Source organism: Streptomyces sp. KR80, assembly GCF_052245555.1.
In the GTDB taxonomy this organism is placed as follows: Bacteria; Actinomycetota; Actinomycetes; order Streptomycetales; family Streptomycetaceae; genus Streptomyces.
Genome location: NZ_JBQQCD010000016.1, coordinates 115717 through 139188, shown reverse-complemented (window position 1 = coordinate 139188; position 23472 = coordinate 115717). Strand labels below are relative to the sequence as shown.

Annotated in this window: 22 protein-coding genes; 9 read left to right on the top strand and 13 right to left on the bottom strand. The window is 70.2% G+C overall.

Annotated features, from left to right (window positions below; genetic code table 11):
* Window positions 1-218 precede the first annotated feature (218 nt).
* Window positions 219-1649, top strand: a complete 1431-nt coding sequence (locus ACTWQI_RS22035) for a tannase/feruloyl esterase family alpha/beta hydrolase (RefSeq protein WP_443272959.1) — start codon at window positions 219-221, stop codon at window positions 1647-1649.
* Between the two features lie 200 nt (window positions 1650-1849).
* Here the strand turns inward: ACTWQI_RS22035 and ACTWQI_RS22030 are convergent, their stop codons facing one another.
* The 5 genes from ACTWQI_RS22030 to ACTWQI_RS22010 all read right to left on the bottom strand — a co-directional run bounded on the left by ACTWQI_RS22030 (window position 1850) and on the right by ACTWQI_RS22010 (window position 6870).
* A complete protein-coding gene (locus ACTWQI_RS22030) occupies window positions 1850-2869 on the bottom strand; it encodes a Gfo/Idh/MocA family protein (protein ID WP_443272957.1) in 1020 nt (339 codons plus the stop codon).
* Between the two features lie 29 nt (window positions 2870-2898).
* A complete protein-coding gene (locus ACTWQI_RS22025) occupies window positions 2899-3813 on the bottom strand; it encodes a sugar phosphate isomerase/epimerase family protein (RefSeq protein ID WP_443272954.1) in 915 nt (304 codons plus the stop codon).
* 78 nt (window positions 3814-3891) lie between these two features.
* Window positions 3892-4776 carry an ATP-binding cassette domain-containing protein gene (locus tag ACTWQI_RS22020; protein ID WP_443272952.1) on the bottom strand — a complete coding sequence of 295 codons (885 nt, stop codon included), beginning with the start codon at window positions 4774-4776 and terminating at the stop codon, window positions 3892-3894.
* A 4-nt stretch (window positions 4777-4780) separates the two neighbouring features.
* On the bottom strand, window positions 4781-5854 hold the full coding sequence (locus tag ACTWQI_RS22015) for an ABC transporter permease (RefSeq protein WP_443273021.1): 1074 nt from the start codon (window positions 5852-5854) through the stop codon (window positions 4781-4783).
* Window positions 5855-5859: 5 nt separating this feature from the next.
* Entirely contained in the window at window positions 5860-6870 is a 1011-nt protein-coding gene (locus tag ACTWQI_RS22010; protein WP_443272949.1) for a sugar ABC transporter substrate-binding protein, read from the bottom strand.
* Window positions 6871-7246: 376 nt separating this feature from the next.
* Here ACTWQI_RS22010 and iolC point away from each other — a divergent pair, with 376 nt between their 5' ends.
* Genes iolC through iolD form a run of 4 tightly spaced genes read left to right on the top strand, consistent with a single transcriptional unit; the run spans window position 7247 to window position 12035 of the window.
* A complete protein-coding gene (gene iolC, locus ACTWQI_RS22005) occupies window positions 7247-8218 on the top strand; it encodes a 5-dehydro-2-deoxygluconokinase (RefSeq protein WP_443272947.1) in 972 nt (323 codons plus the stop codon).
* Between the two features lie 39 nt (window positions 8219-8257).
* Window positions 8258-9145: a Cgl0159 family (beta/alpha)8-fold protein gene (locus ACTWQI_RS22000; protein ID WP_443272946.1), complete on the top strand. Its 888-nt coding sequence runs from the start codon at window positions 8258-8260 to the stop codon at window positions 9143-9145.
* Between the two features lie 29 nt (window positions 9146-9174).
* Window positions 9175-10152, top strand: coding sequence for a 5-deoxy-glucuronate isomerase (gene iolB / locus ACTWQI_RS21995; RefSeq protein WP_443272944.1), 978 nt, complete (start codon window positions 9175-9177; stop codon window positions 10150-10152).
* Window positions 10149-12035, top strand: coding sequence for a 3D-(3,5/4)-trihydroxycyclohexane-1,2-dione acylhydrolase (decyclizing) (gene iolD / locus ACTWQI_RS21990; RefSeq protein WP_443272942.1), 1887 nt, complete (start codon window positions 10149-10151; stop codon window positions 12033-12035). Before iolB ends, iolD begins: the two co-directional genes overlap by 4 nt.
* Window positions 12036-12089: 54 nt before the next feature.
* Here the strand turns inward: iolD and ACTWQI_RS21985 are convergent, their stop codons facing one another.
* Complete coding sequence (locus tag ACTWQI_RS21985) at window positions 12090-13079, bottom strand: Gfo/Idh/MocA family protein (RefSeq protein ID WP_443272940.1); 990 nt, start codon at window positions 13077-13079, stop codon at window positions 12090-12092.
* Between the two features lie 144 nt (window positions 13080-13223).
* Between ACTWQI_RS21985 and ACTWQI_RS21980 the strand changes: the two genes are divergently transcribed.
* Window positions 13224-14228 carry a LacI family DNA-binding transcriptional regulator gene (locus ACTWQI_RS21980; protein ID WP_443272939.1) on the top strand — a complete coding sequence of 335 codons (1005 nt, stop codon included), beginning with the start codon at window positions 13224-13226 and terminating at the stop codon, window positions 14226-14228.
* Between the two features lie 142 nt (window positions 14229-14370).
* A complete protein-coding gene (locus ACTWQI_RS21975; RefSeq protein ID WP_443272938.1) occupies window positions 14371-15429 on the top strand; it encodes a S1 family peptidase in 1059 nt (352 codons plus the stop codon).
* Window positions 15430-15539: 110 nt separating this feature from the next.
* Here ACTWQI_RS21975 and ACTWQI_RS21970 read toward each other — a convergent pair whose 3' ends face one another.
* From ACTWQI_RS21970 to fabG, 7 genes are all read right to left on the bottom strand, one after another.
* Window positions 15540-16064, bottom strand: a complete 525-nt coding sequence (locus ACTWQI_RS21970; RefSeq protein WP_443272937.1) for a pyridoxamine 5'-phosphate oxidase family protein — start codon at window positions 16062-16064, stop codon at window positions 15540-15542.
* Between the two features lie 197 nt (window positions 16065-16261).
* The gene (locus tag ACTWQI_RS21965; RefSeq protein WP_443272935.1) at window positions 16262-16606 is read right to left on the bottom strand and encodes a hypothetical protein; all 345 of its coding nucleotides are present in this window, start codon (window positions 16604-16606) and stop codon (window positions 16262-16264) included.
* 169 nt (window positions 16607-16775) lie between these two features.
* The gene (locus ACTWQI_RS21960; protein ID WP_443272934.1) at window positions 16776-16988 is read right to left on the bottom strand and encodes a hypothetical protein; all 213 of its coding nucleotides are present in this window, start codon (window positions 16986-16988) and stop codon (window positions 16776-16778) included.
* 299 nt (window positions 16989-17287) lie between these two features.
* Entirely contained in the window at window positions 17288-17533 is a 246-nt protein-coding gene (locus ACTWQI_RS21955; protein WP_443272933.1) for a hypothetical protein, read from the bottom strand.
* Between the two features lie 205 nt (window positions 17534-17738).
* Window positions 17739-17957 (bottom strand): hypothetical protein, encoded by a 219-nt coding sequence (locus ACTWQI_RS21950; RefSeq protein WP_443272931.1) that lies wholly within the window; start codon window positions 17955-17957, stop codon window positions 17739-17741.
* 132 nt (window positions 17958-18089) lie between these two features.
* Window positions 18090-20000, bottom strand: a complete 1911-nt coding sequence (locus tag ACTWQI_RS21945; protein WP_443272930.1) for a transglycosylase domain-containing protein — start codon at window positions 19998-20000, stop codon at window positions 18090-18092.
* 522 nt (window positions 20001-20522) lie between these two features.
* On the bottom strand, window positions 20523-21227 hold the full coding sequence (gene fabG, locus ACTWQI_RS21940; protein WP_443272928.1) for a 3-oxoacyl-ACP reductase FabG: 705 nt from the start codon (window positions 21225-21227) through the stop codon (window positions 20523-20525).
* Between the two features lie 357 nt (window positions 21228-21584).
* Between fabG and ACTWQI_RS21935 the strand changes: the two genes are divergently transcribed.
* Together ACTWQI_RS21935 and ACTWQI_RS21930 are read left to right on the top strand one after the other, a co-directional pair.
* A complete protein-coding gene (locus ACTWQI_RS21935) occupies window positions 21585-22433 on the top strand; it encodes an MmyB family transcriptional regulator (RefSeq protein WP_443272926.1) in 849 nt (282 codons plus the stop codon).
* A 415-nt stretch (window positions 22434-22848) separates the two neighbouring features.
* Complete coding sequence (locus ACTWQI_RS21930; protein ID WP_443272925.1) at window positions 22849-23424, top strand: hypothetical protein; 576 nt, start codon at window positions 22849-22851, stop codon at window positions 23422-23424.
* Window positions 23425-23472: the final 48 nt, after the last annotated feature.

Genomic DNA, 23472 nt, shown 5'->3' with positions numbered 1-23472 from the left:
CGCCGGGCAGCCTCACCCGGCTGGCTGTCTTGCCGGACGGCCTTCCGGCCGCGGCCGAGTCCGGATCGGCCGGCGCCCTCGCTGAGCCGCCCTTTCCCTGTCACGATGTGTAGGTGACTGATCGCTGTATGTCATGCACGAGTGCGGGTCGGTGCCGTGGACCGAAGGCGCCGCACGATCGGCTCCCTCCACGGCCCGCCCCACGCACGACGTTCTCGATGTCCGACAGGGCGACGCCGGACCCGGCGCACCCGACCCGTTCCCGGCAGTGGTCGGCTGCGCGCCCGGCCCGGCGCGTCGGCGCCGTCCTCGCCGTACTGCTGGCCGTGTCCGCCTTCGGCAGCGCGGCCGCCCAGGCGGACCCCGGACCACACGGCCACTGCACACACCGGGACCGCATCGTCGTGCCGGGCGCCGAGCACCAGGCCACCGCTTGCCTGCCGGACCTGACCACCGCGGCGCTCACGGGCACCCGCTACACCGACTCCGCCGACTGGGCCGGCCTGACCGCGAAGCGGACGAAGAATCCCTCGGGTGTGCCCGGCGTCCAGATCGATGGCTACTTCCCCGACACCTCACGGCTGAACACCACGCACGGCTGGAAGCACGACGCGCAGTTCGTCATCCGGCTTCCCGACCGCTGGAACGGCGGTCTGGTGATCACCGGCGCACCCGGCGTGCGTAAGCAGTACTCGCTCGACCCGGTCATCTCCGACTGGGTCCTGGCCCGCGGTTACGCCTTCGCCGCCACCGACAAAGGCAACAACAGCCCCGACTTCTACACCGATGGCGAGCGGGCCGGCGACGCCGTGGCGGAATGGCACCGGCGCACCACGCAGTTGACCCGTGCCGCGCGGACCGTCGTCCGGCAGGCGTACGGGCGCGCGCCGCGGCACACGTACATCACCGGTGTGTCCAACGGCGGGTACCTCACCCGCTGGCAGTTGGAGAACCATCCGGAGCTGTACGACGGCGGCGTCGACTGGGAGGGCGCCCTCTTCACCTCCGCCGGGGCCAACCTCTTCACCCAGCTGCCCACCGCCGTCGCGTACACCCTGGGGCGGGCGTCGCGCGAGGACATGGTGGCCGCGGGGTTCCCGAGGGAGACGGAGTTCCTCTGGCCGTACCACCGGCGGGACTACTGGGGTGTGACACAGAAGATCTACCGCGCGGAGTTCGACCCGGCCTACGACCTGGCGTGCCCGGGGCGGACCGCCGGTTCGTCGGCTCAAGAGATCCTCGCCCCCTGCACATCCGACGCCTCGTACGACTACGCGTCCCGGCCGGAGCAGGTCAAGCGTGCCCTCGAACGGGTCTCCCTCACCGGGAGCATCGGCAAGCCCCTCATCACGCTGCACGGTGACCTGGACGCACTGCTGCCGATCGCCGCCGTCTCCGACACCTATGCGCGCATGATCGCAGACCGTCACCGGTCCCGGCTGCACCGCTACTACACCGTGGAGGACGGCACGCACGTCGACGGCCTCTACGACGCACACCCGGACCGGCTCCGGCCGATTCTGCCCTGCTACCGCAGCGCGTTCGAGGCGCTGACGGACTGGGTGGAGGAACGCGCCGCCCCACCCGGCTCCGGCACCATCCGCAGGCCCGCCTCCGGAGACCTCGTCAACTCCTGCTCTCTGCCCTGAGGCCCGGGGGACATACGCGCCGAGCCCTCCCTCGGCCCCGGGGGAGGGCTCGGCACGTACAGGGATACGGACGGGAACGCCGTTCTGCTCATCCTCCGTTGCCCCAGTGGGAGGAGGGCGCGGCGGCGGTGCTCAGCGGCACGCGGACCTCAGCGGCATACGGGGGACCAGCACGCGGGTCTTAGGCCGTACGCGGTGGCTCAGCGGTACAGCGCGGGGCGCTCGATCAGTTCGACGAGCGTGCGCTCACCCGTGGCCTGGGCGCGGACCCCCGCCTCGCAGACAGCCGCCGCCGCATAACCGTCCCATGCGCTGGGACCCTCGGTCTCGCCGCGACGCGTGGCGTCCACCCAGCGCTGCACCTCGCGGTCGTACGCCTCCTCGAAGCGGACCACGAAGTCCGGGGCGATGTCACCGCCCCACCGGCCCGCGGTGTTCGTCATCAGGTCGTGCGCCTCACCGATGCGCGCGGTGCCCCGCTCGCAGACCGCCTCGGCCTGGACCTGGTAGCCGAAGCCGCAGGTGGCGAACATCTCGACGTTGACGATGGCGCCGCCGTCCGTCTCGAAGAGGACCAGCTGAGGGTCGCTCAGTCCCTCCGGGGCATGGGAGTTCGGGGTCGGACGCAGTACGGTCACCGCGGTGATCTCCTGCCCGAGGAGCCAGCGGGCGCAGTCCATCTCGTGCACCACCGAGTCGTTGATCAGCATCTCGTTGGTGAAGTACGAGTGCACCGAGGCGTTCCGGTGGCGGCAGTGCATGAGCAGGGGGCGCCCGAGTCCGCCGCTGTCGAGCAGCGCCTTGAGTTTCATGTACTCGGTGTCGTAACGGCGCATGAAACCGACCTGGACGCGCCGGTGACCCAGCCGCTGCTCGGCCTGAAGGATGCGCAGCGCCGAGGCGGAGTCCGGGGTGAGCGGCTTCTCGCACAGCACCGGCAGGTCGTGCTCGAAGGCCTGGAGCAGCGCGGCCTCGTGGGCCGGCCCGGGCGAGGCGATGAGCACCGCGTCGACATCCGGGGCCGCCATGGCCGCGGCCGGATCGCTGTATGCCGTACAGCCGTCGATGCGGACGGCGAGATCCTTGGCGCGCCCGGCGTCGATGTCGACGACGGCGGTGACGCGGGCCCCGCTGATGACCTGGTCGACACGGCGCACATGGTCGGCGCCCATCTTCCCGGTCCCGATGACGGCGACCCCCAGCGTCCCCTGCTGCGTCATGGTGTGTGTCTCCCTTGCTGTCCGGAGGGTCAGGCGCCGCAGGTGCGCAGGAAGCGGCGAGTGCGCTCGGCGATCGGGAAGGGCTGGTCGGGCGGGCAGGGGTACATGTCCTGCTCGACGATGGCGAACAGGTCCACGCCGAGGTTCTGGGCCGCGACCAGGACGGGCTCCAACGCGGGCACGCCCCGCGGCGGTTCGCACATGACCCCCTGGCGTACGGCCGGACCGAACGGCGTGCCGTGCGCGACGACGTCGGCCAGGATCTCCGGGTCGACCTGCTTGAGGTGGAGGTAGCCGATCCGTTCGCCGTAGGTCTCGATGAGCTTGACGCTGTCGCCGCCGCAGTAGGCGTAGTGCCCGGTGTCCAGGCAGAGGCCGACCAGGTCGGAGTCGGTGGCGTCGAGGAAGCGGGCCACGTTCTCCTCGCCGTCGATATGGGTGTCCGCGTGCGGATGCACCACGATGTCGAGCCCGTACCGCTCCCGTACTTCGCGCCCCAGCCGTTCCATTCCGCGGGTCAGATCGCGCCATTGCTCCGGAGTCAGTCGGGGGCTCTCGATCAGCTCGGCGGTCTTGTCGTCGCGCCAGAAGGCGGGGATGACGACGAGATGCCGCGCGCCCATGGCCCGGGTCAGTTCGGCGACCTGGGCGACGTGCTGCCAGGTGGAGTCCCAGACGGCGGGCCCGCGGTGCAGTGCGGTGAAGACGGTGCCGGCCGAGACCCGGAGGTTCCGTCGGGTGACCTCGTCGGACAGCCGGGCGGGGTCGGTCGGCAGATAGCCGTACGGGCCGAGCTCGATCCAGGAGTAGCCGGCCTGTGCGACCTCGTCGAGGAAGCGCTGCCAGGGCACCTGCTGGGGGTCGTCGGGGAACCACACGCCCCAGGAGTCGGGGGCCGAGCCGATGCGGAGCCGGTCCAGGACGGGCGGGTTGGCTGCAGACATGGGGTGGTGCTTCTCCTCTCGCCGGCCGTCACCGGCCGGGCTGGGCGTACCTCCCGGAGGGTGGGAGAGATCCGGGCGTCAGCGGGTCACGGTCCGGGCGGCGGGAAGCTCCGACTCGTCCGGGAGTTCCTCGACGTCGATGCCCCGGACCTGGGCCAGCTCGTGCTTGAGCGCGGCCAGTTCGGCGCCGCCGGCCATGTGGTTGGTGAGTTCCTCGAGGCTCACCTCCCTCCGGGAGGCGCTCAGCTCCAGGGTGCCCAGCCGGAGCACCGTGAAGTGGTCCCCGACCATGTAGGCGTGGTGGGGGTTGTGGGTGATGAAGACGACGCCAAGGCCCCGGTCGCGAGCAGCGGCGATGTACTTGAGCACGACGCCGGACTGCTTGACGCCCAGCGCTGCGGTCGGCTCGTCCAGGATCAGCACCCGGGCGCCGAAGTAGACGGCGCGGGCGATGGCGACGGACTGCCGCTGGCCACCGGAGAGGGTGCCGATGGGCTGCTCGAGGTCGTCGAGCACGATGCCCATGTTGCGCAGCTCCTCGTCGGCGGTGCGCTTCATCCGGTCGATGGCCAGCCGGCGCAGCGGCCAGGGGCCGCGCGTCATCTCCGAACCCAGGAAGAAGTTCCGCCACACCGGCATGAGGGGCACGGTGGCGAGGTCCTGGTACACCGCGGCGATGCCGAGGTCGAGAGCCTCGCGCGGGGTGGAGAGGCGTACCGGCGTGCCGTCGATGCGGTACTCGCCCTCGGTGTGCTGATGCAGACCGGAGATGACCTTGATGAGCGTGGACTTGCCGGCGCCGTTGTCCCCCAGGACACAGGTGACCTTCCCGGGGTGCACGGCCAGGTCGACGCCGTGCAGGGCACGGACATTGCCGTAGGACTTGCCGATGCCTTCGAGCTCGACGATGGGCCGGTCGGGCGCGGCCGCCGCTGCGCGGGATGGGGTGGGTGACGGTGCCATGGGATCACCTCCGGGTCGCCTGGCGGCGGACCCACAGATTGACGAGCGTCGCGAGCAGCAGCATCACGCCGAGGAAGAACTTGAACCAGTCGGCGTCCCAGTTTGCGTACACGATGCCCTGGGTCACCATGCCGAAGATGAAGGCGCCGATGACCGGGCCGACCGCCGAGCCGTAGCCGCCGGTGAGCATGCAGCCGCCGATGACCGCCGCGATGATGTACAGGAACTCACTGCCCACGCCTTCGCTGGCCTGCACGGTGTCGAAGGCGAAGAGCAGGTGCATGCCCACGAACCAGGCCGCGAAGCCCACCGTCATGAACAGCGCGACCTTGGTGAACGTCACCGGGACGCCCACGGCCCGGGCACTGTCCTTGTTGCCGCCGACCGCGAAGATCCAGTTGCCGAACCTGGTGCGCAGCAGCACCCAGGTGGCGAGGGCCGCGAAGGCCAGCCACCACAGCACGGTGACCCTCAGCTGAACTCCCGCGATGGGAATCTCCGAGGCGAACACCGCCCGTGCCTGATCGAATCCGTCCATGTCGCGGATGGAGTCGGTCCCCACGTTGCCAGTGAAGATCTTGGTGATCGCGAGGTTGAGGCCCTGCAGCATCAGGAACGTGCCCAGGGTGATCAAGAAGCTCGGCAGTCCGGTCTTGATCAGCAGAAAGCCGTTGAACGCGCCGACCGCGAGAGAGACGGCGAGCGCGACGAACACCCCCACCCAGACGTTCATCGTCAGCTGGAAGCTGAACATGCTGGCGGTCAGGGCGGAGGCGGTGACCGCGACGCCCGAGGACAGGTCGAACTCACCGCCGATCATCAGCAGTGCCACCGCGAGCGCCATGATGCCCATCGTCGAGCCCTGGTACAGCACCGTGGCGAGCGAGTCGAGCTGCCGGAAGGGCGGCGCCACGGCGAAGAAGAAGATGTAGACGCCGACGGCCGCGATCAGCGCGCCGATCTCGGGACGGCCCAGGACCCTGCGGAGCAGGGAGCGCTGGGCCGTGCGGCCGTCCTTCTGCGGGGCGTGGGGTGGGGGAGGTGAGGTGTCGGCGGCCGGAGTGGCTGCCTGGGTCATGGTCATCACCGAGTGCCCTTCGTGGCGAACTTCGCGATGGCACCGATGTTGGACTTGTCGACGAATGCCGGTCCGGTCAGCACCGGCTCCTCGCCGCCACCGCTGAAGTTGCCGTTGGTCTTGTACAGCCACAGTCCGTCGATCGCCAGGTAGCCCTGCAGATACGGCTGCTGGTCGACGGCCAGCTGCACATCGCCCTCCTCGACGGCCTGCACCAGATCCTTGTTGAGGTCGAACGTGGCGACCTTCGCCTTGCCGCCGGTGTCGGCGGCGGACTGGACCGCCGTGAGCGCGAATGGGGCGCCGAGGGTGACGACGTAGTCGATCTTCGAGTTCTGCTTGAGCTTCGCGGCGATGGTGGACTTCACGGACGGCATGTCGGTGCCGTTGACATAGAGGTTCTCCGTCGTGCCCTCGAAGGTCTTCTTCACACCGGCGCAGCGCGCCTCGAGGGAGACGTTCCCCTGCTCGTGGATGACACAGATGTTGTGCTTGGCCCCTAGCTTGTTCAGCCGCTCGCCGAACGCCTCGCCCGCCACGCTCTCGTCCTGCCCGAAGTACGAGAGCAGACCCTGCTCCTTCCAGGAGTCCAGACCGGAGTTGAGGCCGACCACCGGGATGCCGGCCTTACGGGCCTTGGCGACGGCGTCCTTCATGGCCGACGGCTTGGCCATGGTGATGGCGATTCCGTCGACCTTCTGGTCCACCGCGTTCTGGATGAGGTTGGCCTGGTTGCCGGCGTTGGGGTCGCTGGAGTAGACGAGCTCGACGTTGTCCTTCGCCGCCGCGACCTTGGCGCCCTTGCGCACCAGGTCCCAGAAGGTGTCGCCCGAAGCGGCGTGCGTGATCATCGCGATCTTCATCCGGGGGGTGTTCGCCTTGCCCGCGGCGGCGGTGTCCCCGCCCTCTTCGGCCTTCTTGCCACCGGAGCTGCTGCTGCAGCCGACGACGAGCATGCCCGCCGTAAGGGCGGTGGCTATGGCGGTGACTGTGCGGGGTCTGCTGCTGCGGTTCATCTGTCCTGCACCTCACGGGTGAGCGGAGTGGAGAGGGCCCCGAGCTGCCCAGTCGTCAGGGAGAGGCGACTCGGGCGGATCCGGCCGCTGCCTCGGGACGTGACGTCCTGGAGACCCGGCTGGTTCGTAGAACGTGAGCAAACTCCAGCGGGAAGTACCGTGTCAAGGGTTTGTCAGGACAACACTTCATCTGGACGTAACGGCGCGATAACGGAAGAGTTCGCCTCTCGCGTCTGGACGTCCGAATGTAAGGACAATCCATTGACATGGAGTTGTGAGCCGGTCTACACCTGATGGGTGTCGGGCCGCGACCGGCAGTCCGCCGGACTGGACGCGGGCGTGCACCGGCCGGATTCACCACCGCGAAAGGGCGCGCATGACCGAGTCGTTCGACCTCATCACGATGGGCCGGATCGGGGTGGACGTCTACCCCCTGCAGACCGGCGTGCCACTGCCGCAGGTGGAGACCTTCGGGAAGTTCCTGGGCGGCTCCGCCACCAACGTGGCCGTGGCAGCCGCCCGACTCGGCCGGTCGGCCGCGGTGATCACCCGCACTGGGCAGGACCCCTTCGGCACTTACTGCCACCAGGCGCTGCGGGAGTTCGGCGTCGACGACCGATGGGTCACCCCGGTCGCCGCCTACCCGACACCCGTCACCTTCTGCGAGATCTTCCCGCCCGACGACTTCCCGCTCTACTTCTACCGGCAGCCCAAGGCCCCCGACCTGGAGATCCGGCCCGAGGAGCTGGACCTCGACGCCATCCGCAGCGCCCGTATCTTCTGGATGACCGGTACCGGCCTGTCCGAGGAGCCGAGCCGTACGGCCACCCTCACCGCCCTCGAGGCGCGCTCCCGGCGCGAGTCGACCGTCTTCGACCTCGACTGGCGCCCCATGTTCTGGAGCGGCGACGGCAGCGGTCGCCGCCGCGGGCCCGCCGAGGCCCGCCCGTACTACGCCGAAGCGCTGCAGCACGTCACGGTCGCCGTCGGCAATCTCGACGAGTGTGAAGTCGCCACCGGCGTCCGCGAACCCCGGGCCTGCGCCCAGGCGCTGCTCGACGCCGGCGTGCAACTGGCCGTCGTGAAACAGGGGCCCGGGGGCGTACTCGCCGTGCATCGCGACGGCAGGAGCGCAGAAGTCCCGCCCGTCCCGATCGAGGTCGTCAACGGACTCGGCGCGGGCGACGCCTTCGGCGGCTCGCTCTGCCACGGTCTGCTGGCGGGCTGGGATCTCGAGCGCATCATGCGCCACGCCAACGCGGCCGGTGCGCTGGTCGCCTCCCGTCTCGCCTGTTCCTCGGCCATGCCCACCGAGTCCGAGGTCGACGGCCTCCTCGCCCGTGGCTGACCCGGCGGACCCTCCAGAGACCTGCGAAAGAGAGCACCCGTGAGCATCAGCATCAGCGAACTCGTCAAGGTGCGGACCCAGCATCCGGAGGCGATCGCCGAAGCCGCCGCCCGCCGCGCCCGCCGACCCCTCATCGGGCACACCGGCCGTCTGATGATCGTGGCCGCTGACCACCCGGCCCGGGGAGCGCTCGCCGTGGGCGACCACAAACTCGCCATGGCCAACCGGAGCGAGCTGCTGGAGCGGCTGTGCATCGCACTCTCCCGGCCCGGCGTCGACGGCGTGCTCGCGACCGCCGACATCCTCGAAGACCTGCTGCTGCTCGGCGCCCTGGACCACAAGGTGGTCGTGGGCTCGATGAACCGCGGTGGGCTCGCCGGGGCCTCCTTCGAACTGGACGACCGGTTCACCGGCCACCGCGCCGAGGACATCGCCCGGCTGGGCTTCGACGCGGGCAAGCTGTTGCTGCGGATCGACTACAGCGATCCCGGCTCCCTCACGACGATGCTCTCCACCGCCCGCGCCATCGACGAGATGGCGGCGCGCAGACTGCCGGTCTTCGTGGAGCCGTTCATCTCGCGCCGCAGCGGGGGACAGGTGATGAACGACCTGAGCGCCGAGGCCGTCACCAAGTCGATCGCCATCGCCTCGGGACTCGCCGGCACGTCCGCCTACACCTGGCTGAAGATCCCCGTCACCGAGAACGTCGACGAGATGGCCACGGTCATGGAGACCAGCACCCTGCCGGCCGTCTTGCTCGGCGGAGACCCTGGGAATTCTGCCAGCGACCAGGAAGGGGCGTACGAGAAGTGGCGCAAGGCGCTGCGGCTGCCCACGGTTCAGGGCATGGTCGTCGGCCGCTCACTGCTCTACCCGGCCGAAGGCAGCGTCGAATCCGCCGTGGACACCGCCGTGGGACTGCTCTGACCGGCCTCAAGGAGGAGGACACTCACGCCATGACCAGCAGTGAATACCATCTGCCGGCGGGGAAGGCCGCGGCCGGCCCGTACGCCGTGGACATCGATCCGACGCGGGCCGGCTGGAGCTTCTCCTCCTTGCGCGTGCTCGAACTCCCTCCCGGCGGCGAGCACACCTTCGACGCCGGTGACAGTGAGTGGATCGTCCTGCCGCTGTCCGGCTCCTGCTCGGTGACCGTCGACACCGCCGGCGGCCCGAATCCGCCGGCCGGGCACGGCGATCGGCCGGAGGCGAGCGCCCCCGACGGGAACCGGACCTTCCATCTGCAGGGGCGGGCGAGCGTCTTCGCCGGCGTCACGGACTTCGCCTACGTCCCGCGGGACGCTCATGCCGTACTCAGTTCCCGGGCCGGCGGCCGGTTCGCGCTCACCGGCGCCCGCTGCACCCGACGTCTCCCCGCGCGCTACGGCCCCGCCTCCGCCGTGCCCGTCGAGCTGCGCGGCACCGGCTCCTGCTCCCGGCAGGTCAACAACTTCGGTGCCGCAGGGGTTTTCGAAGCCGACAAGCTGATCGCGGTCGAGGTGCTCACCCCCGGCGGCAACTGGTCCTCCTACCCACCGCACAAGCACGACGAGTTCCGGCCCGGGAAAGAGTCCGAGCTCGAGGAGATCTACTACTTCGAGATCGCCGACGCCCACGCGACCCAGGGGCTCGGCTATCAGCGCGTCTCCCCGTCGGGCCACGGCAGGAACACCGACGTCCTCGCGGAGGTCCGCACCGGTGACACCGTGCTCATCCCCGACGGCTGGCACGGCCCGTCGATCGCCACCCCCGGCCACGGCATGTACTACCTCAACGTCATGGCGGGCCCGGGACCGGAGCGCGCCTGGCTGATCTGCGACCACCCCGACCACGCCTGGATCCGTGGCACCTGGGCGGAGCAGCCGGTCGACCCCCGGCTGCCGCTCTACACCGCACCCACGGCACCCACCGCATACGAGGAGAGGGCCCGATGAGCACCAGCTCCACCCGCCGACTCACCGTCGCTCAGGCGCTGGTGGAGTTCCTGGCCCGGCAGTACACCGAGCGGGACGGACAGCGCCACCGCCTCATCAACGCCTGCTGGGGCATCTTCGGCCACGGCAACGTGGCCGGACTCGGCCAGGCGCTCCTCGAATCCGGCGCCCAGCGGATGCCGTACCTCCAGGGCCGTAACGAGCAGGCCATGGTGCACGCCGCCGTGGGCTACGCCCGGCAGTCGGGCCGCCTCTCCGCCCACGCCGTCACCACCTCCATCGGTCCCGGCGCCACCAACCTCGTCACCGGCGCGGCACTGGCCACTGTCAACCGGCTGCCGGTCCTCCTGCTGCCCGGCGACACCTTCGCCACCCGCCCCGCCGATCCGGTGCTCCAGCAGCTCGAAGTCCCTTACGCGGGCGATGTGTCCGTCAACGACTGCCTGCGGCCGGTCTCCCGCTACTTCGACCGTGTCGTCCGGCCCGAGGCGCTGATTCCCGCCGCCCTCCAGGCCATGCGGGTCCTGGCCGATCCCGTCGACACCGGCGCCGTCACGCTCGCCCTCCCGCAGGACGTCCAGGCCGAGGCGTACGACTGGCCCGAGGAGTTCTTCGCCGAACGGGTCTGGCCCGTACGCCGCCCCGCGCCTGAGCCCGAAGCGCTGGCCGAGGCCGTGCATGCGGTACGAGCCGCGGCCCGGCCCCTGATCGTCGCGGGCGGCGGCATCCACCACAGCGAGGCCGAGAGCGCCCTCAAGGCCCTCGCCGACGCCACCGGCATCCCGGTCGCCTCGACCCAGGCGGGCAAGGGCTCGTTGCGCCACGACCACCCCTGCGACATGGGCGGCATCGGGCACACCGGCACAGCCGTCGCCGACGACCTGGCCCGCACCGCCGACCTGATCATTGGTGTGGGCACTCGCTACACCGACTTCACCACGGCCTCGGCCACCCTCTTCGCCGCGCCCGAAGTCCGATTCCTCAACCTCAACATCACGCCGTTCGACGCGCACAAACTCGGTGCCCTCACGCTCGTCGCCGACGCGCGAGCCGGGCTCGAAGCGCTGACCGACGCCCTCGCCGGACACCGGGTCGACGCGACGTACGAGGCGGAGTGCCGCACCGGCAAGGCGCGCTGGGAGGAGGCCGTGAGCCGGGCGTACGCCGTCGACGACAGCCGGGCCCGGCCCAGCCAGACCCAGGTCCTCGGCGCACTCGACGCGGTCGTCGGGGACGAGGACGTGGTCATCAACGCGGCCGGCTCCCTCCCCGGCGATCTGCACAAGTTGTGGCGGGCCCGCTCCCCGCGCCAGTACCACCTCGAGTACGGCTACTCCTGTATGGGCTACGAGATCCCGGCCGCCATCGGCGTACGGCTGGCCGCTCCCGACCGTCCGGTGTGGGCCCTGGTCGGCGACGGCACCTACCTGATGATGCCGACCGAGCTCGTCACCGCCGTGCAGGAAGGGATCAACATCAATCTGGTGCTGATCCAGAACCACGGCTACGCCTCCATCGGCGGCCTCTCCCAGGCGACCGGCGCCGAACGCTTCGGCACCGCCTACCGCTTCCGGGCCGCCGACGGCAGGTACACCGGCGACCCGCTTCCCGTCGACCTCGCCGCCAATGCCGCCAGCCTCGGCATGGACGTCCTGCGCGCCGGCACCGTCGGGGAACTGCGGGACGCCCTCGCCGCGGCGCGCGCCTCCGACCGCCCCACCTGTGTCTACGTCGAGACCGACACCGCGGACAGCGCCCCCGCCGCGCCGCCCGCCCAGGCGTGGTGGGACGTTCCGGTGGCCGAGACCGCCACCCGCCCGGCGGCTGTGAAGGCCAGGGAGGACTACGACCGCCACGTGGCCGCTCGCCGCCGCTACCTCTGAAGCCCCGAAGACTCCCGCCGGCCCGAGGCCGGCGGGAGTCGCTGTGCCGGGGCGTCAGACCGTGCGCACCGGGAGCGCGGTGCGCCAGGACTCCTCACAGGCCGCGGCCAGGCGCAGGCTGGTCAGGCTGTCCCGGGGAGGGGAGGGGTTCTCCGCACGGCCCGCGATCACCTCCATGAAGACCCGCATCTCGTTGACGTAGGCGTGGTGGTACCGCTCGGGAAAGCCGGGCCACGGGGCGACCGGCCGGGGCGCGCCCGGCTCGAGCGAGTTGAGCGGAGTGTGCTCGTCGACCCCGACCGCCAGCGTGTCCTTGCTGCCGAAGACCTCCATCCGGCAGTCGTAGCCCACCGGGTCGTGCCGGGACGCCGAGAGCAGTGCGTGTGCGCCGCCCGCGAAACGTAGCGTGACCACCGCGTTGTCGACGTCACCGATCTCCGCGAAGGCCTGGTCCACGAGCACGGCGCCCGATGCGTACACCTCGACGACGGGCTCGCCCACGAGCCACGGCACCGCGTCCAGATCGTGAATGAGGCAGTCGCGGAAGAGACCGCCGGAGGTGGCCAGAAACTCGCCCGCCGGCGGCAGATGGTCATTGTTCACCGTCCGGACCAGATAGACAGTGCCGACCTCTCCGGCCCGCAGCCGTCGGCGCAGTTCGACCGTCGCCGGATCGAAGCGGCGCTGGAAGCCGACCATCACCTGGCCGTCCATCGCCTCGATCCCCGCCACCACGGCCTCCATCGCCGCCAGATCCGGGGCCAGCGGCTTCTCGCACAGCACCGGGACCCTCGCGGCCACCGCGCCCCGCACCAGATGCGGATGCGAGGCGGTCGGCGTCGCCACAAGCACCCCGTCGCAGTCGGCGACCAGGCCCTCGTAGGTGTCCACGGCGGCGGCGCGATCGCCGAGTCCGCCGGCCGCCTGGTACGCCCGGCCCGGCACCGGGTCGAAGAGCAGCACCTGTTCGACGTCGGGCAGGGAGACCAGGTTGCTCGCGTGCATGGAGCCGATCCTGCCGACCCCGGCCACTCCGATCCGCATGCGGTGCCTCACTTCCTTGGACGCTCATGCTTGGAGCGCTCTAACTGTTGGAGCGCTCCAATGCTGTAAAGTGCGGGTCACCATGTCAAGCCGCCGTCCGGTCGACGGACGCCGGCGTCGCGCTCGCGCGCTCAGGGAGCCCAGGTGTCACGACCGACCATGGAGCATGTCGCGGATCGGGCCGGGGTCTCCCGCGCTCTCGTCTCCCTGGTGATGCGCGGCTCGCCCAAGGTCAGCCCGCAGCGCAGGGCGGCGGTGCTGAAGGCGGCCGAGGAGCTCGGCTACTCCCCGCACGCGATGGCGCGTTCCCTGGCCAGCCGCACCTCCTCGGTGCTCGGCGTCATGGTGTCCGACCTGCACAACACGTTCTTCGCCGACATCGTCGACGGCCTGGACGCCACGGCCCGCGCCGAGGGATTCGAGCTGATCCTGAACACCGGCGGCCGCAGTGCCGCCCGGGAGAGCCGCGCGGTGCGCAGCCTGCTGTCTTATCGACCCGCCGGTCTGGCCCTGCTCGGCACCGCCGTCCCCGCCGCGACGATCGCCTCGGCCGCCGCGCAGGCCCCCGTCGTCCTGGTCGCGCGCGCCTCCCGGCTCACCACCGTGGACACGGTGGGCGACGACGGCGCGGCGGGCTCCGCGCTCGCGGTGGACCACCTCGTCGAGCTCGGGCACACCCGGATCGTGCACTTCGACGGGGGGAGCGGCCCGCAGGCCACCGCCCGGCGTCGCGGCTACGTCACCGCCATGCACCACCACGGTCTCGTGCCCGTCGTGCTGCGCAGCGCGTACACGGAGGACGGCGGGGCGAAGGCTGCCGACCGGCTGCTGCGGGAAGGCGGCGAACTGCCGACGGCCATCGTCGCCGCGAACGACCTCAACGCCGTGGGCGCCATCTCCGTGCTGGAGAAGGCCGGGAAGCGCGTGTCACGGGACATCTCGGTCGTCGGCTACGACAACACCTCGCTCGCCGCCCTGGCCCACATCGGACTCACGACGATCGACCAGCCCCGCCACGAGATGGGCCGACTCGCCGCCGAAGCACTCGCCCAGCGGGTACGGCACGGGCGTACCGACCCGGTCCGCCATCTGCTGCGGCCGACTCTGATCACCCGTACGACCACGGCGCCTCCGTCCCGCGGACGGTGAGCGCAGCCGGACGCGGCCGGCACCGCCCGATCGGGTGCGCACCGCGTGCCCGGCCGTCGGTGCCTCCCTAGCGTGGCGATTAGGCATGGGACGGCCCGGTCCGCCGAGCCGGTCCCTCACATCGGCTCATCCGGGAGATCACGTGAAGACCAGACGTCATGCTCGAATAGCAGGTGTCCGCGCGAGCCGAACGGCCGCGACGCTGTGTGTGCTCGCGGGGCTCGCGCTTACCGCCCAGGGAGCGAACGCGGCCTCGCCCGAGGGCGCGACACCGGAGGCCGCCGCCGAAGTCGAGGCCAGACTCGGTAGTTCGAAGACGGCGGGCACCTTCTACGACGTGGCGGCGCGGAACATGGTCGTCAACGTGACCGACTCCGCGGCGGCCCAGGCCGTGCGGGCGGCCGGCGCGCAGCCCAGGTTCGTCAAGCACAGCTCCGCCGAGCTCGCCGAGGCGCGCCGGGCGCTCGACGTGTCCGGGGGAGTCCCCGGCACCGCCTGGGGAATCGACGTGAAACAGAACAAGCTCATCCTCACCCTCGACTCCACGGTGCGGGGGGTTGGGCTGGCCACCCTGCAGCGCACCGCCGACCCGCTCGGCGACAGGGTGACCATGGTGCGTGTCGCGGGTCGGTTCCGCCCGCTGCTGTCCGGGGGAGATCCCGCCTGGGCATCGGACCGGCGGTGCACCGCCGGATTCAACGTTCGCCAGGGCGACTCCTACGCGTTCCTCACCGCAGGTCACTGCACTCAGGGGACCTCGCAGTGGTACGCGGACGCGGAGCGCGCGACGCACGTGGGGCCGGCGATGGGCAGCAGCTTCCCCGGCAACGACTACGGCATCGTGCGCTATGACAACGGAGGGGTGCCGCGGCCGGGAGCCGTCGGAACCGTCGACGTCACCGGCGCCGGCGACGCCTACGTCGGGCAGCGGGTCTGCCATCGGGGCAGCACGAGCGGCGTCTCGTGCGGCCAGGTCACCGGAACCGACCAGACGGTCAATTACGGGAGCGGCCGCGTCGTCAGCGGGCTCATCCGCACCCGACTCTGCGCCCGGCCGGGCGACAGCGGCGGTCCGCTCTTCGCGGGAGAAACCGCGGTCGGCCTGATCTCCGGAGGCTCCGGGGACTGCTCCAGCGGTGGCCCGACCTTCTACAACCCGGTTGCCGAAGCGCTCGACGCCTACGGCGCCAGCGTCTACTGACCCGACCCCAAGCAGCACGTCGCCCGTTCCGCCGCATCCGTCCGTCACACGGGCCGGATGCGGCGGACGGGCGCGTGCGCGTGGGTGAGCCGCCGGACACTGCCGTGCGGTCAGCGCCGGGACGGTTCGGGGAAGAGCCAGCGGGTCTGGCTGTACGCGCCCTTCGCGAATCCGAAAGCGGTGGTGGGAGCGACCTCGTACACCAGGGCGCGGCCCCCCTCGCCGTGGAAGGCACCGTCGCGGACGTCGAAGTGCCAGTCGCTGCCGTACTTCGATTCGTACGCCGTGGCCAGCCGCGACAGTCTGGCCTCGTCGGTCACCTGCCTGGCCTGGCCCTCGACCACGACATCGAGCCCTTCACCGAGGGCGTTGGACCCGGTCGTCAGGACGCAGTTCCGGTTGCTGCGCAGGTTCTTGGCCTTGCGCTCCTGCGGTCCGGTGCAGAAATGCAGGGCGCCGTCCAGCCAGACGGACACGAGGGGTGTGACGTGCGGACGGCCGTCCGGACGTACGGTCGACAGCCAGAACACTTCTGCGGCCTCGAGCCGCTCGCGTGCCGTCGCCCACGCGGTCGGGGACGCGCTTTCGCTGCTGTAGCGCGGGTCCAGATCGGTCACCGGTTCCTTGTCTGCCATGGTCTCTCCTGTGGGGGCTCCGTGCTGCCGACTGCCGGCACGGCTTGTCGACCATGAGACCAGGCGGGGCGACGAAATTGATCGATGCGCTGCCGGGATGTCCTGGAGTGGGGGGTGCCCTGTGCGGACCCGGTCCAGCGACGAGCCGGTGTGCTCACCGGCTCTGGGCGGCGCCATTGGCGCCCGATTGCTGCCTCCTATCCGGGCTGTCGGTGGAGTTTCCCGCCGGTACGGAAGGCATGGATGTCGTGCCCGTGCTCCTGAGCCGCCTGAACTGCCTGCTCCCAGCTCAGCATGCGGTCTCCGACGGCGAACAGAGGGCCGCTCTCGCGGTCGGCGATGAGCTCGCGCAGGAGCCCGGCCGCGCGTTCACCGAAGTCCTCGAGGTTGACGGCCTGGACATCGAGGGAAAGGAGCTCAAAAACCGGGAACTCCCCCTCCCACAACAGGAGCCACAGGGCCCGGTGCACGGTGGCGATGGACCGGTCGCCGAGGAGTTCCTCGAGCCGGTCGGGGGTGACGGGGTCGGCCGTGAGATTCATGGCCCCGCAGTATGCCCCTGGGGCTGCCTGCGGCATAGGGCCCTGTGAGGAAACCTACGATGTCCGCCGTCCCTCGTTCCGTGCCCACCGCTGCCGTGATCCGGCAGCGACCCGTACCCGCAAGGGGTGTTCGGACGACGACGTGGGCGGAGAACGGGCCGGGGAACGCCTAGCGGGTGGTCCCATTCGTTCCAGTGCTGGAGACACAGGATTCCGACAGGTTGCCCTGGCTGGGGAACAGGCCGGCGAGAACACCGGGATTGGTGTTCTTGGAGCACAAATGCATACCTCCCTGGGGGCCGTCGGCGAGGGCGGACGGGGCGATGAACAGGGCACCGGACAGGGCGATGCCGAGGGCGGATACACGGATCACATTGCGCATGGAAATACCTCCTGTGAAGAGCACGGTGATACCACCGTGCCCCGCCGGTCGGCACACCGCACGCGGAGCGAGTGCAAGGGGGTGACGCCTTGTCAGTTACTGCTCTGATTCCCTGTCAGTGAAGCCTCATCGGGACCTTCTGGATCGCGTCCCTGGATACTGAAAAACCTCCTGCCTGATTGCCCGTCATGGTGCTGGAGTCTGCGGTGAGGTCGCGTTGCGCCAGGGTTGCGAAGTGCAGGCATGAGAGGGCCGGGGCGGCAGATGACTCTGCCGCCCCGGCCTTGGGGTGGGTGCTCTTACCTGGACGCGTCGTAGGTGCTGGGACTGCTGCTGCTGCTCGTCCCGTTCGAGGAGCTGCTGGACACGCAGGATTCAGCCTGGCTGCCCAGGTGGGGGAACAGGCCGCCGAGGATGCCGGGGGTGATGTTCTTGGAGCACATGTGAATCTGCCCCTGGGGGCCGTCGGCGAGGGCGGACGGGGCGATGAACAGGGCACCGGACAGGGCGATGCCGAGGGCGGATGCGCGGATCACATTGCGCATGGAAACCTCCTAAGTGGGGTGTGGAGTCTTCACCATGTCCCGCGGGCAATCCCGCCGCACCCCGGGCATGGCCAAGGGAGTGACGCGCTGTCAGTTGAGGCCTCGAGGCACCAGACGGCCGGGGCGGCGGTGACCCTGCCGCCCCAGCCTGTGGGGGATGTGTTCACATGATTCAGTTGTGCCTCCCGGCCTGCCGGGAAGGTGCTTACCTGGTCTCGTTCATCCCGTTCAGAGAGCTGCTGGACAAGCAGGATTCAGCCTGGTTGCCCGGGTGGGGGAGCAGGCCGCCGAGGATGCCGGGGGTGGTGTTCTTGGAGCACATGTTGATCTGCCCCTGAGGACCGTCGGCGAGGGCGGACGGGGCGATGAACAGGGCACCGGTCAAGGCGATGCCGAGGGCGGATGCGCGGATGACATTGCGCATGGAAACCTCCAAAGGTGGGGTGTGATGCCTTCACCATGTCCCGGGGTCCGCCGGCCCGCATCCGGACATGGCCAAGCGAGTGACGTAACGTCACATGGCTCACTCGCTGACCCCGTGATGCAGCGTCAGGCCCTATCCGTGGCCGCCGGCGACACGTGTGCCGCCAGGGGCCGCGGGGGAGAGGCCGGTCATGTAGTCGGTGAAGATGCGGGCTGGGAAGGCGCTGCCCCGGAGCGAGCCGTCGCCGCCCACGCCGTCCATGGGCAGCAGCGGCCGGCCCGGCCGGGACCGGAACATGGTCACGGACGTGGAGAGGCCTTCGTTGTAGCCCACGAACCAGGCGGCGCGCATCGTGTCCAGTTTCCCGGTCGCGGCCGCCGCGAGGGGCCGCCCCAGACCCACGGCCACGGTCTGGGTGTTCCGGGGTACCTCCTGCAGCACCGACGTGACGTCGAAGGCCACTTGGGGATCCATGGCGCGATGTGGCCGCGACCGCTGGAACGGGAGCGACCGGCCGTTCTTCAGCACCTTGGTCACCGAGTACGGATCGTGCTGTACACCGTCGGCTGCGAAGGTCGCATAGGCGTCGGCGACCCGGATGGCGCTGGGCGTGGAGGTGCCGAGGGGAAAGCTCCGGTCGCGGGGCGCCATGCTGTCCTTGAGCATTCCGGAGGCGACGGCCATCTCCTCGACCCGTTCCAGCCCGGCCTCATAACCGAGCTGTAGGAACGTCGTGTTGGTGGCCGACACCGTCGCGTCGCGCAGCGTCGGGAAGCCGGGGACGGCGGGGAAGGCGGGGAAGGCGGCCGGCTCGGCAGCGACTTCCTTCGAACCGCGCAGCAGCCGCAGCCCGCCGGCGGTCTGCAGGGTTCCGTCGGCGTCGTAGTAGCTGTCGATGGAGACGGGCTGGACGAAGCCGCCCCTCGTGGCGGCACCGTGCTGAAGGGCGGTCGCCAGGACGAACGGCTTGAAGAGCGAACCCGCGGGGACGCCCGAGGTGTCGGCGTTGTTGGTGAAGTGCCGCGTGGCATCGGCACCTCCGTACAGGGCGACGATGGCTCCGTCCTCCGGCCGCACCGACGCCGCGCCGACCTGGACATGCCGGTCCGCGGGACGCGTTGCCGGGTCGAGGTCGCGCTCCAGCACATCGGTCACGGCGCGTTCGAGCTGCTGCACCTTCTCTTTGTCGAACGTGGTGTGGATCCGGTAGCCGCCACGGTCGAGGTCGGCATCGGTGAGGCCGGTGTGCTTCTTCACGTACCGCTTGGCGACGTCGACGAGATAACCGGTCTGGCCGCCGAGGTTGGTGGCCTTCGACTGCTTGCGCGGCTCAGGGAATCGCGGGTACTCGGCGCGCTCCCGTTCGCTCATCATGCCCAGCGCGACCTGCCGGTCCAGGATCCACTTCCAGCGCTTGACCGCGCGTTGGTGGTTGCGCGAGCTCAGCGCCGGGTCGTACTCGGCGGCTCCCTTGAGGAGGGCGGCCAGCACGGCCCCTTGGCTGGGGTTCAACTTCTCGGCGTCGACGCCGTAGTAGGCCTGGGCGGCTGCCTGGATGCCGTAGGCGCCCCGGCCGAACCAGCTGGTGTTGAGGTAGCCCTGGAGGATCTCGTCCTTGGACTTGTGGCTGTCCACCTTGAGCGCGATACAGAACTCGCGCAGTTTGCGGGAAAGCGTCTGCTCCTGGGAGAGGTAGGTGTTCTTCACATACTGCTGGGTGATGGTGGAGCCGCCCTGGGTGTCCTGACCGCCCGCCATGTTGAGCGCCGCACGGGCCAGGCCCGTGAACGAGACACCGGAGTCGCTGTAGAAGGTGGCGTTCTCGGCCGCGATCGCCGCGTTCCGCAGCGAGACGGGGACCTTGGTAAGTGGGACGTTCTGCCGGTTGACGGCGCCGACGCTCACCATCTGGCTGCCGTCCGCCCAGTAGTAGACGTTGGCCTCCTGGCGTGCGGCCGCGTTCTCGCTGGGGATGTCGACCGTCGCGTAGACGACGGCGAACAACGCCGCCGGTGCGCCGAAGCAGACCAGGAAGGTGCCCACGAGGAGGCGCCACGAGGGGAGCCAGCGACGTGGGCCGCTCCTGCCCTGGCGCGGATAGTCGATCAGGCGCCTGCGGCCGGACCCTCTGCGGTCCCTGGCCGAGACCCCCGTCCCGCGACCGGCGGAGGCCGGTCCGTGGCCCGCTCTGCGGGTGAGCGGGCCACGGAGGGGGAACCGGGCACGCCCGGGCAGGCGGAAGCGGGTTGATCGCCGGTTTTCGGCCATGCTCGACTGCTCCTCGATCAGGCGCTCACGCCAGGAGGCCGTGACGTGCACGGAGCCTCGCCCGGAGCACCACATGACGTGGTGTCCTCCTGGCAGTGAAGGTGCCGCCCTGGACCCGCTCCGCTGCACGGAGCAGGCTCAGGGGGCGCGGACCTCTCCGAGGAACACGGGAATCGCCTGCCGGTACGTTGCCTCCGGGCCGTGTGAACGAAAACACCTGGCCGACCTGGAACCTGACGCCGGGTTTCCCCGTTCCGGCCCGGTCCGGCGCCCGGGAGAAGCAGACGATCCGGGGCGTCAGTGCCCCATTCCCACACCGCCGTCGACGGGTACGACCGCTCCGGTGATGTAGGACGCCTGTTCCGAGACCAGGAAACGGACCGCCGCCGCGATCTCGGCGGGCTCGGCGGAACGTCCCAGCGGAATCTGCCGGCGCAGGTCCTCGAGCTTGTCCGCACCGAGCGCCTGTGACATGTCGGTCTCGGTCAGGCCGGGTGCCACCACATTGACCGTGATCCCACGCGGCCCGAGCTCGCGCACCAGCGAGCGGGCGAAGCCGACCAGTCCGGCCTTGGAGGCCGCGTAATTGGTCTGACCCGCTGCGCCGTGCAAGCCCACGGCGGAGGAGATGAGCACGATGCGCCCGGACCTGGCGCGCAGCATCTTGGGCAGCGCCCGTTTGACCGTGCGGAACGTGCCGGTGAGGTTGGTGTCCAGTACGGCCGTGAAGTCCGCCTCGGACATGCGCATCAGCAGCTGATCGCGCGTCACGCCCGCGTTGGCCACCAGCACCTGGACCGCACCCTGCTTCTCCTCGACCTCCTTGAAGGCCTGCTCGACCTGCTCTGGGTCGGTGATGTCGCACCGCACGCCCAGGAATCCCTCGGGCGGCTCCCCCGTGCGGTACGTGACGGCGACCCTGTCGCCCTCCTCGGCCAGCGCCATCGCTGTGGCGCGACCGATGCCGCGGTTGCCCCCCACGACCAGGACGGATCGACTCATGACTGATTCATCTCCCTGTATGCCCCGTCTTGCGACGGGGCCAGGGCCAGACCGCCGCGAGGGGCTGGTCTCATCGGTTTCGGTGCGCCGCTGCGACGTTCCCCCAGCTACCGCTGGGAGGTGCCCCCAGGCACACCAGGAGAGCAGGACAGCAGGCGCAGCACTCTCCCCCGCGGAGCACAGCAGTCCGGCCACGTCAGGTCCCGATCACCGACACCGATCTTGGCCGGAGGGCACGCCCATATCCAGGGGGACTTTTTCTCGGTAATACGCCTGCCTTTAGTACGGTGCACTGTGACGTTCAGTGTCGTGTACTGGACAGAAACAGCGAGTGGAGAGCGGGAGCCGGGGAGAGCAGTGCCGGGTGGGATAGAGCGGAAGAGACTGCTGCAGCGGATGCTGGTCGACCGGCGGGCCAAGGTCGATCCGACCGACGTCGGCCTGCCCAAGCCGACCGGGCGTGGCCGGCGCGCCGAAGGGCTGTCACAGGACCAGGTGGACCGGCTGCTCGACCGCCCGTCGGGAACGTACGCCAGATTCGAACGCGGACTCATCCCCGAGCCGCCCGAGGAGTACATGCGGGCCGTCGCCGAGCTGCTGCAGTTCACCGAGGACGACTGGCGGGCGCTGTGGGCATACGCCCGCGAGGAGACGCCACCGCACCCTCTGGGTCGGCCGGATCAAGGGGTGCTGGACTCCTGGCAGGACATGCTCGACGAGGTCCCGTTCATGGCGTACATCACCGACGTGGCATGGAACCTGCTGTGTCACAACGCCGCCTTCGCGGACATGTTCGTGAGCGGAAAGGCGCCGGACAACACCATGGAGTACATGCTCTCGGAAGAGGGCCGGCAGACCCTGGCCGACTGGGAGACCGCGTGGGCACCCGCCTTCCTCCCGCAGCTGCGCGCCGCGGCCGCCGCGTACCCGTACGACCGGACGCTCCAGTACCTGGTCGAGATGGTGCTGAACGACCCCATCGCCGGGCCGATCTTCTCGGGTGACTTCCGCTCGCGCAGCCACCCCGACGGGGACACCCGGCCCTTCCACCACCCCAGATGCGGCAAGGGGGTCGTCAAGATGAACGCCTGCTTCGTGGCCGGGATAGCCGGTGCACGGCTGATATTCGTCCGCTTCGTCCCTGAGCGGGAGACCGGGTCCGGAAGTGCGGCACCCACGCCACTCACGCCACTGAGCGGCGGCTGACGTCCTCACCGCCGCCGCGGCGCTGGGCGGTTCGCGTCAGGGCGACCTGACGGTGGGCGACCTGACGGTGGGGCGGCCGACAACGGACCGGCGGATGCCGCCGGCCGTCGTGTCAGAGGTCTCCGTTAGGGTGCCACTGACCCGCGATCAAACATGCGATCGACCATCGCATGCGCGGCAGTTATCGCCTGGGGGAGCACATCGCCTGGGGGCACGCGGACACGCTCCGCGACGGGGGAGGGGCGTAGATGTTCATGTCCGCCGGCAGGACGTCGACGGCTCGGCGGACCGCGTTCGTCGTCGCCGTCGTCTTCACCGCAGCGGCCTTCGCGCAGCAGTGCATGCTGATCAGCGGCTGGGGCGGATGGCTTCCGGGCTGGCAGCCTTGGCCCTATATCCTCGTCGCAGCGCCGGCGTGGCTGCTCGCCGGGCCGGTATGGCGGGCGGCACGCCCCGCCCCGGCCGCACGGCCATACTTCTCTTCGTCATCCTCGGCTTCGCCACCGACGGTGAACCCCGGTTCGTCTTCCTCTCGGTCGTACTGCTCACCATCCTGGGCGTTGCGGCCGTGGCCGAGCTGACCGGCCGCTGGGCCGCACCCGTGCTCGCCGCTCTCGCGGCGCTGGCCGCGGTCACCATCCTGGGCACTGTCCAGGTCGTGGCGCACGGCGCCATGCCCGGTCCGACCCGACTGAGCCACTCGACCGTCCCCATCGCCCGGCAGCTCGCAACGGATCGCCCGTGCCTGCTGGTTACCGGCTACGAGCCCGAAGCCGGCTGGTACTCGGGCTGTGACGCCGTCACCTATGCTCAGTACCGGCGCATGCGCACACCCGACGACACCGACGTCACGCTCGTTCCCTTCGAGCGAGGCCGCCTGCAGCCAGGCCGGGAGAGCCTTGCGCGGCTGATCGGCGACCGCCCGGTCACCACCCGCGAGATCCCTACCGAGGGATCGCTGGGCACGGCGACCGTCATCACACTGCACTGAAGACGAGGGAGAGTTGTGCGGCTGCCATCGGCCTTCGACGCCCACGAA